Source organism: Pseudochrobactrum sp. AO18b, from assembly GCF_000409565.1.
In the GTDB taxonomy this organism is placed as follows: Bacteria; Pseudomonadota; Alphaproteobacteria; order Rhizobiales; family Rhizobiaceae; genus Pseudochrobactrum; species Pseudochrobactrum saccharolyticum.
The window spans coordinates 1-15,313 of the sequence record NZ_ANNO01000328.1; the positions used below are offsets into that span (position 1 = coordinate 1).

Annotated in this window: 13 protein-coding genes and 1 tRNA gene; 3 read left to right on the forward strand and 11 right to left on the reverse strand. The window is 50.7% G+C overall.

Annotation, left to right across the window (positions count from 1 at the left end; translation table 11 throughout):
- The 7 genes from tig to A918_RS0112935 all read right to left on the reverse strand — a co-directional run.
- On the reverse strand, positions 1 to 1,366 hold a 1,366-nt coding region (gene tig, locus A918_RS0112905), incomplete at its 3' end, for a trigger factor (protein WP_022711468.1).
- A gap of 412 nt (positions 1,367 to 1,778) precedes the next feature.
- Positions 1,779 to 3,245, reverse strand: a complete 1,467-nt coding sequence (locus A918_RS0112910; RefSeq protein ID WP_022711469.1) for an amidohydrolase family protein — start codon at positions 3,243 to 3,245, stop codon at positions 1,779 to 1,781.
- A 295-nt stretch (positions 3,246 to 3,540) separates the two neighbouring features.
- A tRNA-Leu gene (locus tag A918_RS0112915) sits at positions 3,541 to 3,623 on the reverse strand.
- 134 nt (positions 3,624 to 3,757) lie between these two features.
- Positions 3,758 to 4,339 carry a GDYXXLXY domain-containing protein gene (locus A918_RS0112920; protein ID WP_022711470.1) on the reverse strand — a complete coding sequence of 194 codons (582 nt, stop codon included), beginning with the start codon at positions 4,337 to 4,339 and terminating at the stop codon, positions 3,758 to 3,760.
- Positions 4,336 to 5,511 (reverse strand): DUF2157 domain-containing protein, encoded by a 1,176-nt coding sequence (locus A918_RS20420; protein ID WP_022711471.1) that lies wholly within the window; start codon positions 5,509 to 5,511, stop codon positions 4,336 to 4,338. The genes A918_RS0112920 and A918_RS20420 overlap by 4 nt, the downstream gene beginning before the upstream one ends.
- Before the next feature lie 92 nt (positions 5,512 to 5,603).
- Positions 5,604 to 6,542 (reverse strand): sterol desaturase family protein, encoded by a 939-nt coding sequence (locus A918_RS0112930; RefSeq protein WP_022711472.1) that lies wholly within the window; start codon positions 6,540 to 6,542, stop codon positions 5,604 to 5,606.
- A gap of 83 nt (positions 6,543 to 6,625) precedes the next feature.
- A complete protein-coding gene (locus tag A918_RS0112935; protein ID WP_022711473.1) occupies positions 6,626 to 7,081 on the reverse strand; it encodes a hypothetical protein in 456 nt (151 codons plus the stop codon).
- 449 nt (positions 7,082 to 7,530) lie between these two features.
- Between A918_RS0112935 and A918_RS21545 the strand changes: the two genes are divergently transcribed.
- Positions 7,531 to 7,683: a DUF1127 domain-containing protein gene (locus A918_RS21545; RefSeq protein ID WP_022711474.1), complete on the forward strand. Its 153-nt coding sequence runs from the start codon at positions 7,531 to 7,533 to the stop codon at positions 7,681 to 7,683.
- A gap of 395 nt (positions 7,684 to 8,078) precedes the next feature.
- Positions 8,079 to 9,482: a methylenetetrahydrofolate--tRNA-(uracil(54)-C(5))-methyltransferase (FADH(2)-oxidizing) TrmFO gene (gene trmFO, locus A918_RS0112945; RefSeq protein ID WP_028233777.1), complete on the forward strand. Its 1,404-nt coding sequence runs from the start codon at positions 8,079 to 8,081 to the stop codon at positions 9,480 to 9,482.
- 128 nt (positions 9,483 to 9,610) lie between these two features.
- Here trmFO and A918_RS0112950 read toward each other — a convergent pair whose 3' ends face one another.
- The 4 genes from A918_RS0112950 to yajC all read right to left on the reverse strand — a co-directional run bounded on the left by A918_RS0112950 (position 9,611) and on the right by yajC (position 13,951).
- Positions 9,611 to 10,462, reverse strand: a complete 852-nt coding sequence (locus tag A918_RS0112950; RefSeq protein WP_051139048.1) for a phytoene/squalene synthase family protein — start codon at positions 10,460 to 10,462, stop codon at positions 9,611 to 9,613.
- 28 nt (positions 10,463 to 10,490) lie between these two features.
- A complete protein-coding gene (locus tag A918_RS0112955; RefSeq protein ID WP_022711477.1) occupies positions 10,491 to 10,880 on the reverse strand; it encodes an Mth938-like domain-containing protein in 390 nt (129 codons plus the stop codon).
- Between the two features lie 188 nt (positions 10,881 to 11,068).
- Entirely contained in the window at positions 11,069 to 13,318 is a 2,250-nt protein-coding gene (locus A918_RS0112960; protein ID WP_028233779.1) for a protein translocase subunit SecDF, read from the reverse strand.
- A gap of 291 nt (positions 13,319 to 13,609) precedes the next feature.
- Positions 13,610 to 13,951 (reverse strand): preprotein translocase subunit YajC, encoded by a 342-nt coding sequence (gene yajC / locus A918_RS0112965; RefSeq protein ID WP_022711479.1) that lies wholly within the window; start codon positions 13,949 to 13,951, stop codon positions 13,610 to 13,612.
- Between the two features lie 468 nt (positions 13,952 to 14,419).
- Here yajC and A918_RS0112970 point away from each other — a divergent pair, with 468 nt between their 5' ends.
- The gene (locus tag A918_RS0112970) at positions 14,420 to 15,286 is read left to right on the forward strand and encodes an ATP-binding protein (RefSeq protein ID WP_022711480.1); all 867 of its coding nucleotides are present in this window, start codon (positions 14,420 to 14,422) and stop codon (positions 15,284 to 15,286) included.
- Positions 15,287 to 15,313: the final 27 nt, after the last annotated feature.

Sequence of the window (15,313 nt, forward strand, 5' to 3'; positions counted from 1 at the left end):
TTTTAGCAGGCTTTGCTTCTTCTGCTGCGCCTTCTTCTTCAGCTGTCAGTTCTTCTTTGGTCACTTTCTTATCGGTGACGGAGATTGTGCCGAGCAGGTGATCAACAACCTTTTCTTCAAAGATTGGTGCGCGCAGATTAGCAACTGCATCAGGAGTTTTACGCAGGAATTCATAAACCTGCTGTTCCTGACCCGGGTAACGACGAACCTGATCGTAAACAGCGCGCTGCAGTTCTTCTTCGGTTACTTCTACACCGGCTTTTTCGCCGATTTCGGAAAGAACCAGACCAAGACGTACACGGCGTTCAGCAAGCTTGCGATATTCTTCGCGAGCAGCTTCTTCAGTGGTTTCTTCGTCTTCAAAAGTCTTACCAGCCTGCTGCAGGTCGAAATTGATCTGCTGCCAGATGTTGTTGAACTCAGCATTAACCAGACGTTCTGGTGTTTCGAACTGATATTCTGCATCCAGACCGTCGAGGATCTGACGCTTAACTTTCTGGCGGGTGATCTGGCCGTACTGACCTTCGATCTGTTCACGAACAACAGTGCGCAGACGGTCAAGGCTTTCGATGCCGAGCTTCTTCGCAACTTCGTCATTCAGTTCCAGCTCAGCAGCTTTAGCAACTTCCTTCACAGTGATGTCGAAGGTTGCTTCTTTACCGGCCAGATGGGCAGCGCCGTAATTTTCAGGGAAAGTTACTTTGATCTGCTTTTCGTCACCGGCTTTTACGCCGACCAGCTGATCTTCAAAGCCCGGAATGAACTGGCCGGAACCGAGTACCAGCTGTGCATCCTGATCTGCGCCGCCTTCGAAAGGAACGTCTTCCAGCTTACCGAGGTAATCCATGGTAACGCGGTCGCCGTCTTCAGCTTTGCCTTTTTTCGCTTCGAAAGTACGAGCGGAAGAAGCGATCTTCTTAACCTGCTCTTCAACTTCTTCGTCCGAAATATCAACAACTTCACGGGTCACTTTAAGACCGGAAACGTCTTTGATTTCGATTGCCGGCAGAACTTCGTAATTCATCGAGAATACGAAATCAGCTTTACCGGCCAGAACCTTTTCGGCTTCTGCTTCGTCTTCGCTCATTGCAACTTCTGGCTGGGTTGCAGCTTTTTCGTTGCGGTCAGCAAGGATCGAACGGGTTGAATCGTTCAGAATTTCGTTAACGATCTCAGCCATGAAAGACTTGCCGTACATCTTACGCAGATGTGCTGCAGGAACTTTACCAGGACGGAAACCATCGATCTTAGCGCGACCGCGAGCGGTTTCGAGGCGCTCAGCAAGCTTTGCTTCAAGATCCTGTGCCGGAACCACGACTTTGATCTCGCGCTTCAGCCCTTCATTGAGCGTTTCGGTAACCTGCATGTCAAAACCTTCACTTTGTCTTCGTTTCGCATGACCGGCCGCATGACCGTAGCCGCCGTGGCTAGCGAAATTTCTTGTTTTTCTGTTTGTCACATACCGCGCACAAATATGCGCAAAGGCTATGGGACATCCCGGAACGGATATAAAGCCTGCCGGATTATGACAGTGACTCTATATATAAATGGTACGGATTTTAAGCAGCCATACCTGATTTCTGCTATTGAATTTCCTGCACAATATCTGCTCATTCACCGGCATAAAGTCACATTTCGTAACAGAGCCCGTGCGACAGCATTGCGCCAGAATCCCATTTATCGCAAACCCATTACAATCAGCGTCCGCAAAATACAAGATGCGATTGAATGTTCACCCTGCAATCCATCGGATTTTATCGGCCTTTTACCGATGCGGATTATGCAGTCAGTATATTTTTATAAACAATACCGTCTTTCATAATCAGCTTCATATTCTTGTCCGGATCAGCAATCAGAGACACATCCTCCAGCGGATTACCGTCAATCAGCAGCATATCCGCCATTGCACCTTTTTCGATAACGCCGACAGCTGCACCATACGGATTGCGGTTTCCTGATAGTGCCAACAATTCGGCATTGGTGCCGGTTGCCATTTTCAGCACGTCACCATTATCAAACCAGCGCGCCAGTTTTGCCAGCTGACGTCCCTGCGAGGCTGTGCCCTTCGGGTTGAACAGAATATCCGTCCCCCATGCCATTTTGACATTATATTTAGGCCCCAGTTCAAATGCACGGATCGTGCCTTCGGCAATCATTTTCTGCTGGTCGCGCTGTATCTGCGAGGCATAAACATTGGCGTCTTCATCCGCCAGAAACGGCTGAATGCTCCACCATGCACCGGCATCAGCCATTTTCCTGACGGTTTCCTCATCGGCCAGCTGGCCATGTTCAATCGACTGCACGCCGCAAGCCAATGCACGCTGAATACCGGCTGACGTATAAACATGTGCACAGACATAAGTGCCCCAATCCTTGGCAGCCATCACAGCCGCACGGATTTCAGCCTCGGTAAATTGCAGGGAATCCAGCGGATCATAGGCCGATGCCACACCGCCGCCGACCATAATCTTGATCTGGCTGGCGCCCAGCATCAGCTGCTCGCGTACACGACGCAGCACTTCGGCTTCACCATCCGCAATCGCAGCAATACCGGCAGATTCCGCAAGGCTCAGATCATTCGCACTATGGCGCGGAATATCACTGCGCTGGCGGAAATCGCCATGACCGGAGGTCTGGGACACCATCGCGCCGGACGGATAAATGCGTGGCCCCGGAATACGCTTTTCATCAATCGCACGCTTCAGCGCAAAAGAAGGCCCGCCCATATCGCGCACGGTCGTAAAGCCACGCATCAAAGTACGCTGTGCTTCCTGTGCCGCAACAAGATGCACATAGGCAATATCGGTTGTCATCGCCACCATTTGCGGAATAGCCGCCAGAATACTGTGCCAATGGGCATCAATCAGACCCGGCATTAGCACGCGATTGCCGCAATCAATCACCTGCGCCTCAGCAACATTCTCTGAAGCTTTGAGAATATCCGCAATTTTTCCGCCGCTCACCAGAACATTATGTCCTTCAATCAGCTTTGAGGATTTTCCGTCGAAAATACGCAGATTTTTCAGCAAAACAGGCTGGCCTGCAACAGAAACGGGCGTCTGAGCCAATGCCGAAACCGGATCAGCCACCACAGCACCTGCCATTACAGCCGCAAGGCCGCTCAGGACAGAACGGCGGCTCAGCCCGCGGCCAATGCGTTCATTCAGCTGTGTGATTGCCGGACTATGGCACAAGCATCCAAATCCATGAGCATATTGCCCGTAACGCGCACCATAGTTTCCCATAGTCTCAAACCTTTCTAAAGCTTTGATAAGACTGCATCAGCATAAATATATTATGCGGAAACTTCGGCCATAAAGTTTTAGAATTGATGAAATTCAGCACGATCCGGCAGGATATATTTGCTGCGGAAACTATAAACAGCAGGCAATGAGAAAAGATGCCATCTCAAACTGCATTGTAACCCAATTTGTAACACAGTTTGTATCACAAAACCGGCCAAAAACGCACCTTCGCCAAAATTGCAGCATCAAACACGCAGCAATTACAAAGACTTACAAAAATCAAAGAGAATAAAAGTGGTGCGGATAGAGGGACTCGAACCCCCACGGTCTCCCGCCAGAACCTAAATCTGGTGCGTCTACCAATTTCGCCATATCCGCAACCGAAGCACGTATGCTTTGATGTGCGCCGCTCTATAGCATTCAATTTTCAGGCTTCAAAGGGAAAAAACAGATTATTTTTGATAAGAGACCGTCATACACAGATCTTGTCACTTCCCCTTTGCCGCCTCACCTCAGAACAGCGGTTCATCAAAAACCTGTTTGCCGTCAATCCTGAGCGCACGGATCGCCGCGACGCCTTTTTCATTTACTGACAGAACGATATCCACGTTGCTGTCGCGCTGGGCATTTTCAACCGCCAGCCCTTCACCCTCCGGCACATAATAGCGCTCAATGCCATAAACAACAGGCAGGATTGAATAGCTGTCAAAGAGCTGAAACGGAGCCTCAACCTCCCCGCGCAAAAAGATTTCGCCGTCTTTTAATGCATCCGGAACATCAAATTGCGCCCGCTTCGCCTCCCACAAACCATCGGCCTGTTTCGCCAGCACGACATAAATATAATTCAGTCCGCTTTTGCGTTTCGGCTGACCGCTAATCATATGTGCAGGCAGGCGGGAAATTTCATAGCTCAGAATAACATAATCGCCGCGCATCAGATCGCGCGGATCAACCGGCAAAGTCCGCAGCACCACTTCCGAACCGCTGCGCAGAATACTGATACGCTGCTGAACACCTGCCAGCATCACACCTGACTGCAGCAATGCCGCAAGAATTGCAGCCACATAAAGCCAGCGTTTTTTAAGAAAACTCATGGTTGCTGCTCCCCATCATGAACGGACACCGCTTTTGCAGGTGTGCCATGCAGATATTTTTCCATGCGGGTAACCAAATAAGCCAGCCCCATCACCAGCAGACCGCCAATCAGGAAGACACCGGACGTGCCAATCATCGTCCCCACAGTCACGGTCGCCAGATACAACACATGCAGAGAGAAACCAGCATAGGCAAACCAGCGTAATTGGCCGCTTTTTTCACCGGCGATAATCAGCGCAAAAACACAGACGGCAATTGCCACCAGCGAATAGACCGCATCGGCACCGGCTTCATAACTATTGAACAGGTCTTTATGCTCAACCTGAAAGATAAACAGCGCGATCAGCAGAGAAGCAAGACCATAACCGGCCAGCTGCGAGCCAAATCCGTAGCTGTAGCGTTCAAAGGCCGGCCAGCGCCCCTGACAAATCACCAGCACAGCGCCAAGGGCAATCATCAGGATCAGGATCGCCTGATTTTCAATGTCAAAATACAGAGTGAGAAAATAAGCCAGCGTCAGCGCTGCCAGCAAATGCATGGCCTTATCCGCTTTTGTGTAGATAATGGCTCCGACACAGGCGAGAATATAAAGCGGCATAACCCAGCGATAAGATGCAACCAGATTGACCTGCCCGCCAAGCTCATTCAGCACGGTTGACAGATAAAAGCCACCGATACCCAATGCCGCAGCGGTCAAAATCGGCGCGCGCAGCAGCACCGCGGCAACCAGCACACCAACGCCCCATGCCAGCGCCGCCGTCGTCATATCACCGGACATATGATACATCTGTCCGATCAGCGCGATACCGGCACCATAGGTAATGGCCGAGAGCAGATAAAGCGCCGGTGCAAAAATCGCCGCCAATGTGTTGCTTTGCCCGCTTTCACCACGTCTTTGCAGCCATGCGCCGCCAAGATAACCGCTCCACATGACAAACAGGATAAGCGCCACGCGCCAGACACGCGGTATGACTTCCCAATTGGCTGCAACAAACAGGATCAGCGCCGCGCCAAGCAACAATGCGCCAAGCACGGCGAGAACACCGCCAATACCAAAGCCGTTCTTGCGGGTTTTAACATCAAGACGCAGCCTGTCTGCAGTTTCCTGATCCAGCAGCCCTTGGGACTGCCATTGGTCAATCTGGTGTGCAAGGGAAACAAAAATGGACAAATGGCGATCCTGTTATAATGGTTGCTCCGGCTTGCATAAGAACAAACCTGCCCATGCAAGAGACGAGCGCATAGCTTTACTATCGTGTTAAATTAAGACGAGTGCTCAGGCAATCCCGGCTTACCGGCTTCATCAGGGTTCAGGCGCACATAATCCGCTTTCAGATCTTCCGATGTTTTACGGCTGCCGTCATGGCTCCAGCCAGGCGGCGCTGCCATATACATCAGCCTTTGCCGCAGGCTCAGCCCCGGCGTAAACACATCTTTCATCATCCCCGCCCATTCATGAAATGCCACCCGCACCGGATTGAAAGTACCGATATTGCGCACGATCCCGTAGCGCGGCATATCCTCCGGCAATTCTTCCACAAATGTGCCGAATAATCGGTCCCAGATAATCAGCGTACCGGCAAAATTCGCATCCAGATATCGCGGATTGGTCGCGTGATGCACACGGTGATGCGACGGCGTATTGAAGATCAGTTCAATAGGCTTCCACATTTTGCCGATTGCTTCCGTATGAATCCAGAATTGGTAGATCAGGTTAAAGCCATAGACAAAAGCAATCACTGCCGGATGAAAGCCCAGCAATACCAGCGGCACCTGCAATATAAACATGCCAGTGATTTGCCCTGTCCAAGACTGACGCAGCGCCGTGGTCAGATTATAGTGCTGGCTGGAATGATGATTGACATGCTCCGCCCAGACCCAGCGCACCCGATGGGCAATACGGTGATACCAGTAATAGCGCAGATCATCGAAAATAAAGGCAGCGATAAAGACCCACCAATGCAGGCCGAGGTCAAAAAAACGGAACTGCCATACCCACAGTAAAGCTGTGACAGAAACAAAACCGAGCAACAGCCCTGCCACAACATTACCGGTGCCCATTAGCAGGCTGGTCAGTGCATCACGGGTTTCAAACTCACCTTTACGATGCCAATAACGCACCGCAACCAGCTCGATCATAATCGCAAGGAGATATAAGGGCACTGCCAGCAGTGTCACGTCCAAGAATGCCGGATCATTCATTAAGACAACTCCCCTTTTTATTGTTGAGGCCGCGCTAGAGCGGTTTACGTCCAGATTGGATCATAGCGCTCGCTCCAGATTCTTTATTTGGTCGCACTATCACGGGCGTCAAGTTGATCCAACTTGACTGTGAAATGCTCCAGCCATTCACAGACCTGATCACGTGTCTTTTTGTCATCGAAAGAAAAAGTAGCCGCAGGCCATGTAAAATCATGCATCTTCAGAAACAGTCTTGTTTCGTCCTGCTTCCGGATTTCCGCAATATCTTGCGCTTTTAAAATGCGTGTCAGAAATTTAGCACCCACCGCATGAACAATACCGGTTCCCTGCTGCGGCAGGTCGAAAAAAGCAGTGCGCCGGTCTTGAGTATAATAAATGCGGGTGATCAGGCTTTCCGGATAATCTTGCCGGAAACGCTCCAGCACATCCTTATCACTGTCTAAAACCGCCTGCCGGTTACCGCCAAGCAGATGAACAGCCACGGCACCGGTGATAATACCGGCGACGATCATGCCAATGAGTACAGGCAAACTCAGCAAGCGACCTGATCTCCCCCTATAAACAAGCCGTTCCCCTTCATGAAAACAAGGTTCCCACGAAAATTCCCCGCATTCAAGTATCCAAACATCGCACAGGCACTCAACAACCAGCCCGCAATTTTACCAGTCACTAACCTTAATGCCGTGCTGCTTTGCATAGCTCTTGAAATGTCACAATTCCTACACAACCCACAGGCGATATTTTTGTGAGGCTTAGTGCGTGATACCGCATTTAAATTACCTGCAATCGCGGTTTAACGAACGAAAATTGCGACCGGCGCCAATTTTGTCCAAATAGCGACTAAATAGCGATTTAAATCGTTTAAATGAGGTCTGCAAGGCTCGCAGAGGAGCTATGCAATCTTGTCTCTCCTCATTTCTGATCGCCCGGGCTATATACAGGACAACAGATTACACAACACAACTGAACACAATCGAGGGTTTTAAAAATGAACATCATTCGCTCTTTCAACAACTGGCGCCGTTACCGTGACACAGTTTCCGAACTGAACCGTTTGTCCAACCGTGAACTCGGTGATCTCGGTATCTCCCGCTCCGACATTCCTTACATCGCCCGCAAGTCCAACACTGCCGGTATGTAATTTAAGCAAGTCATTGCTAAAACTGTCAGGATCGGGAATTCGCCTGAACTGATACTATGTATGCCACGAAATATCTGTGCCGGAGTTTTTCAACCACCGGCGCGGACGGATAAACATCCTCCCCTTACATGACCGGTATCCCTCCTCCCGTACCGGTCATGTTTTATTGCCTGCTGTTGTCCCTCCCGTTTTTCAGCAGGCATAGCGCTGTCAGGACTATGTCCTCCATTCTGCGCTGACTGATATCCCCCCATATCAGTCCTCCTTAAGATAGCTCTGTCGCCCTCCCTCCTGCGACAGGGCTATTTTTTTATCCATTATTCCTATCCGCAAAAGCTTGTGATCTGGCACAGAGGTGATTGATGCCGCGTTGCAAAAGCGGTATTGGACAAAGCATGTCCAATTTATCATCCTATTCACCTGTTCACATTATCGGCGGCGGCCTCGCAGGCAGCGAAGCGGCATGGCAGATTGCTGAAGCAGGCATTCCCGTCATCATTCATGAAATGCGTCCGGTGCGCGGTACAGATGCGCATAAGACCCACGGACTGGCTGAGCTTGTATGCTCCAATTCCTTCCGCTCGGATGATGCTGAAACCAATGCCGTTGGCGTGCTCCATGCTGAAATGCGTCTGGCCAATTCGCTGATTATGGCCTGTGCCGATGCCAATCAGGTTCCGGCCGGTGGTGCGCTGGCTGTTGACCGTGACGGTTTCTCTGATGCGGTCACTGCAAAGCTTGAAGCGCATCCGCTCATCACCATTCAGCGTGAAGTGGTTGAAGGTCTGCCACCGGAAGACTGGGGCAATACCATCATCGCCACCGGCCCGCTGACTGCTGCAGAACTGGCAGAGGCAATCGCGCAGGAAACTGAAGCCGATTCCCTCGCCTTCTTTGATGCAATCGCACCGATCATCCATTTTGACAGCATCAATATGGATGTCTGCTGGTTCCAGTCGCGCTATGACAAAGTTGGTCCGGGCGGCACAGGCAAAGACTATATCAACTGCCCGATGGATAAAGAGCAATATCAGGCATTTATTCAGGCTTTGATTGACGGCGAAAAGACCGAGTTCAAAGAATGGGAAGGCACACCTTATTTCGACGGCTGTCTGCCGATTGAAGTGATGGCAGAGCGCGGCCCTGAAACATTGCGTCATGGCCCGATGAAACCGATGGGGCTGACCAATGCCCATAATCGCGATGTGAAGCCCTATGCAGTTGTGCAGCTGCGTCAGGATAATGCGCTCGGTACGCTCTATAATATGGTCGGTTTCCAGACCAAGCTGAAATATGGCGAACAGACCCGGATTTTGCGCATGATTCCGGGTTTGGAGAATGCGGAATTTGCCCGCCTCGGCGGTTTGCACCGCAATACCTATCTCAATTCACCGATCCTGCTTGATACCAGCCTGCGCCTGAAATCCCGCCCGCAAATCCGTTTTGCAGGCCAGATTACCGGCTGTGAAGGCTATGTGGAATCTTCAGCGATGGGTTTGCTCGCCGGTCGTTTTGCGGCTGCGCAGCAGCGTGGTGAAACTTTGCCGCCACCGCCCGTCACAACAGCTTTCGGCGCCTTGCTCAATCACATTACCGGCGGTCATCTTGTCAGCGATGATGAACCGGGCAAACGTTCTTTCCAGCCAATGAATGTGAATTTCGGCCTGTTTCCGGAAGTTACAGTTCCGAAACAGGAAGGTGTGCGTCTGCGCGGCAAGGAAAAGACACAGGCCAAAAAACGCGCTCTTAGTGCCCGCGCTTTGAGTGACTTCAAAGTCTGGCTGCAAGAACAGCAATAACATTTTAAAGCCGCCTCCAGAGCATGTCTCCCAAAAGCGGGTACCTGTTTTGGGGTAAAGACATGCGTAAAAACAAAGCACTAGAACAGATTAAACGCAACACGCTCTAGAGGCGGCTTTTTTATTACTTATGATTTAAGTGAGGACTTTAAGTAAATCCACTGGCGCCGTAATTGTGACAAGTCAATGCCCTGCTCGGCCACCAGATCAGCCTTACGCTCCGCGCGCTTCAGCACCAACGGAACCAAACGCACCGGCAGATAGGCTGCTTTCAGGCTTGCCGGCATCGGCTGTTTTTCAAAAGCCGCGTAATGCTCTTTCGCCAGAGCTGTCACCACAGCCACGACACGCTGCATCGCCGCTTTGTCATCACCCTTGATAAATTGCTCTGTCGTAACACCCACCGCCTGCAACATATCTTCCGGCACATAGACCTGCCCGCGACGGCGATGCAAAGGCATCAGCCGCAGCAAACCGCTGACAGCCTGCGCAACACCTGCATGGCCGGAGAGTTCAGCCGAAGATTTCGCCGCATCGGCATCCAAGATCATTGCCGCCATCTGCAAAATTGCACAGGCGGTTTCGCCGCAATAACCTTCCAGATCATTGCGGCTCGGCATTGCATCATTATACAGATCAAAAATCCGTGCCTCACAATAGGCATCAAACACGGAACGCGGCAGCTGATAATCCTGAATAGCTTGCAGCAATAAAGCAGCTACCGGATTGCCCGTCACAGCACCATGCTCGGTGCCATTGATAAGATCACGCCACCATTGCAGGCGCACTTCCCCCGGCAATGCATCATGTACCACATCACGGATACGGGCGATTTCGGCATTGAATGCATAGAGTGCAGCAAGCGCAGGCCGCTTATCTTCCGGCGCATAAAGCACTGCCAAATAGCGGTCAAAATCACTCTGGCGCAAAAATTGCAGGCAATGCTGATAATGTCCGGTCTCGGCCGCTGAAAATGTCACGGCTTTATTGTCAGTTTCAGCCACGCTCTCACTCCACGGCAATCAGAGCGGCGGCAACAGCGCGATCTTCCGCAAGCAGCACATTATAGGTGCGCACAGCAGCGCCGGTGCTCATCGGATCGGAGGAAATGCGGTGCTCACGCAACACGGCCTTAACATCTTCCGGTATCCGGCGCAGATCCATACCCGTGCCAACCAGCAGAATTTCAATATCGCTTGCCTGTTGCAGGATCATATCCAGATCAGCCACGGTCAGAATTGGTGACTGTTTTGGCTCCCAGCCATGAATGCCGGATGGCAGACACATTAATGAACCGCGATGCGACATTTCCGCAAAACGAAACCCGCCATTTCCATAGGCATCAATCGGTGCCCGTCCCGGAAAATGCGCCTCACGGATTTCAATGCCAGTGTTCATTTCGTCTCTCTTTATCTTGAGCACTATAATCTGCTCAGCCCCGCATGGATGGCAAGCACTGATATGCGCCCCTTCTACAACAATATGGGAGTTTTACCAGTTTATTACAGTGCATTTCAGTCTGATAAAATAGCATTGCCCGCAGGAGCTTCTGCGGGCAATACTTATTCTTATATTTTGCTGATTGGTCAGCTTGCGGTTTGTGGTTCCGCGTTTTCGCTGACATCTGACGGTCTGATGCCGAGCAGCCAAAGCAACGGCCCCGCAATATAAATCGACGAATAGGTCGCGATAATAATCCCCAGTGACATCATCACTGCAAAGGAACCAATATCCGCGCCGCCAAAGATGTAGAGCGGGATCAGCGCCAGCAGCGTGACCAGTGAGGTCAGAATTGTGCGGGACAACGTCTGATTGATCGCAGCATCCACCAGCATACTGACCCGTGTTTGCGGATAGCGGCGCAAATTATCACGCACGCGGTCATACACGACCACCGTATCGTTAAGCGAATAACCGATAACCGTCAGCAGCGCCGCAAGGCTCCACAAATTATATTCGAAGCGGAACAGCGCAAAAACACCAATCATGATGATAATATCATGCGTCGTTGCCAGTACCGCACCGACAGCAAACTGCCAGCGGAAACGCAGCCACAAATAGGCAAAAACGCCGATCAGTGCCAGTCCGAGTGCTGCATTACCAATACGCGACAAATGATCGGAAACTGTAGGTCCCACCACTTCAACACGCTGGAAATCATAATCCTGCTCAAACTCGTCACGCAATTTCACGACTACGGTCTGCTCGGCATCATCACCGGCATCCTGTGAGCCGATCAGCAGTTCGGCAAGGTTTTCATTCTTACCCTGCACCACCCGCGCACCGTCAATATTCAGCTCAGACAGACGCAAACGAATATCATCCAGGTCTGCAGGCCCTTCACGCGACTGCAGCTCGACTGAAGAACCGCCGTCGAAATCGATGCCGTAATTCAAACCCAGAGTGAAATAAAACACGAGGGCAGTCACACAGACTGCGGCAGAGATAATTGCCGTAATGCCGCTCAGTTTCATAAAGCCGATTTTGGTATTGGTTGGCACCAGTTTGAGGAAACGTGCCGGAATCACCGTTGGTTTCGACTGGCGAACCCAGAGAGAAATCAGGAGACGGGAGAAGGTGTAGGTCGTGAAAAGTGACGTCGCAACACCGATGGTCACGATGATCGCAAACTCATGCAACGGCCCGCTGCCGAACATCAGCAGAACCAATGCGGCGATCAGCGTTGTCAGATTGGCATCCACAACACAGGCGCGCGCGCGGGAAAAACCGGACTCAATCGCCTGTACAACAGAATAACCGTTACGGCGATCTTCACGCATTTTCTCAAACAGCAGAATATTGCTGTCCACCGCCATACCGATTGTCAGCACCAGACCGGCAATGGTTGCCAGCCCGACTGCAACGCCGAAGAATGACACGACGGCAATCATCAGCATAACATTAACACCGAGCGCAATCACAGAGATCAGGCCAAGCAAACCATAGGACAGCACCATAAACAGGGCGACAACCACAAGCGCACTCAGCGCAGTAATCAGTCCGTAGCTTGTATAATTCTGACCAAGCGCCGATGCGATGCTGCGCTCTTCCAGAACCTGAACCGGAGCAGCAAGCGGCCCCGAACGCAGAACAACACCAAGATTGCTTAGTGTTTCCAGATCGAAATCACCGGTGATCTGCAGATTGCCGGTCGTAATTGCTTCCTGAATACGCGGAGCCGACACAATCTGATTATCAATCACAACAGCAAGAACAGAGCCGGTATTTTTGGTTGTAAAGTCGGCCAGTCCTTTTTTACCCTCTTCTGTCAGAGAGATGGTAATCACTGAATCCTGTGCGGTATTCACGCCGACTTCCGCATCTGCAATGTCTTTACCGGTAAGAACCGGTGCTTTTTTAACAATATAACCAACCGGCGGATCATCGAACGAATAGATGACTTCCGAATCCTGCGGAACCAGCCCCTCTGCCAGCGGATCCGGCGTAGTCACCGTTTTTGCCTGACGGAAGCTGATGTCCCCTTTAAGACTCAGGAGATCTTTGATGAGCTGTGCATCATAAACATCCGGCACTTCAGCGCGTATCTGGTTTTTGTTCTGCACATTGATACGGGCATTATCATAGCCCAGTTCAGACAGACGGTCGGCCATAACGGCTGCGGTTTTATCCAGATCTTCCGCAGTAATGTTAGGCGATGACAGAACAACACGCGTACCGCCTGTCAGATCAAGACCGGTAATAATCTGCCCTTTCGGGAAACCGCCAGGCAGACCCGACAATTGCTGTGCGGAAAAGAAATTAGGTAACGCGAAGATAAAACCGGCCAGAACGACCAGCCAGATCAGTACCGATTTCCAGCGCGGGAAATAGAGCATCGGCAATCCATCCGTAAAATTGATGCCGCTTTGCAGCAAATCCGCAAAACAGACAGGATCAGACGTAACAGTAATGTTTTTGAGAATAACTGCCGAATAAAACACGGCAAATTCTGCTTACACCACCTCATTTTCTGATCTTATACGTGATTCGTACAAATCTCAGCAGGCACACAGTCGGATGGCGCAGATTTTAAGCTGATGATGCGCTATTGCAGCACATAAAATTATAGTTTCAGGCCAATAAAAAAGCCCGCTCGAAGCGGGCTTTAATAACAATAAGCAATAAGCTTACTTGTTCTTGTTATCGGCAACCGGTTCACCACGGGTGCGCACATCACCGATGGTGGAGCGCAGAACGCGGATTTTGATACCGTCAGCAATTTCAGCTTCCAGCTCATTATCATCGATCACTTTGGTAACTTTAGCGATGATGCCGCCACCGGTAATGATCGTGTCATTGCGGCGGATATTGGTCAGCATTTCGCCGCGTTTTTTCATCTGATTACGCTGAGGGCGGATAATCAGGAAATACATAACAACGAAAATAAGGATAAACGGCAGAATGCTCATCAGCATATCCGCGCCACCGGCACCACCGGCGGCCTGAGCGTAAGCAGGGGTAACAAACATGAAAGTGACTCCTCGTCAAACTGAAAACTGTCCGATGCTTCTCGGCTGCAGAATTCCTTAAACCGATTGCGGGTTAGGGAATTATGTAGCCAAAGCCGTCATATTTCACCGGCATGCATCAAATTTATTCACTGCGCATTACAACGGTTATACGCCGTTATGCAACCATAGATGCAAATTCTTAATCCACTTTACCAGTGCGGCCATCATTTTTTTCACTCCGGCCTTGGCTACAGGCACAAATACAATATTTTCACACAACCGTACCCATGGGTACTATTCAAAGGCAATAATCTTGCTAAAGTCAGACTGTTCTTGAAGGTAGTCTTTAAGAAGCAAACAGAAACAGTCCGGTAAAGCCGGTAGCTAATGCTCCAGCGCTTTACTTAAAATCCGGGCATTCTTGCATCCCGCCATAAGTCTGATGACCGGATACAAGAGTGCCGCGGATAGAATACAGGCTTTAAAATGAACACGACTGAGCAATTATTAAGTGCAAAACTGGATCAGCTGCTGGCTGTTCTTGAACGTATGGCGCCACCTGCCCCCAAACCGTTACAGGCAGAGAGTGCTGATACTTTTGTCTGGGAGCCTTCCCGCCTTGAACTGGCACCGGTTAAAAAGGTCAACCGCGTTGATCTCGGCCTCATTCATGGTGTTGACCATGTGCGCGATCAGCTGGTGAGCAATACCGAGCGTTTTGCCCGTGGTTTGTCTGCAAATAATGTGCTGCTCTGGGGCGCACGCGGCATGGGTAAATCCTCTTTGGTCAAAGCCGCGCAGGCTTCAGTCAATCAAACCGCTGAAAAACCGCTGAAGCTCATTGAAATTCACCGTGAAGATATCAACAGCCTGCCGGTATTGATGAATCTCATCAAGGAGAGCGACTACCGTTTCATTCTGTTTTGTGATGACCTGTCCTTCGACCATGACGATACATCCTACAAATCACTGAAAGCTGCGCTTGAAGGCGGTGTCGAAGGCCGTCCTGACAATGTGATTTTCTATGCCACATCCAACCGCCGTCATCTGATGCCGCGTGAAATGATTGATAATGAACGTTCCAGCGCTATCAATCCGTCGGAAGCGACAGAAGAAAAAGTCTCACTCTCCGACCGCTTTGGTCTGTGGCTTGGCTTCCATAAATGCAATCAGGATGATTATCTGGCGATGGTCGATGGCTATGCCGCGCATTACGGCTTCAATTATCCGGTTGAAAAACTGCATGCGGAAGCTCTCGAATGGTCAACCACACGCGGCAACCGTTCAGGCCGCGTTGCCTGGCAATATGTACAAGATCTGGCCGGAAGGCTTGGCATTTCCATTCATGCATAAACAAAAAAGCCCGCTGCATGATGCAGC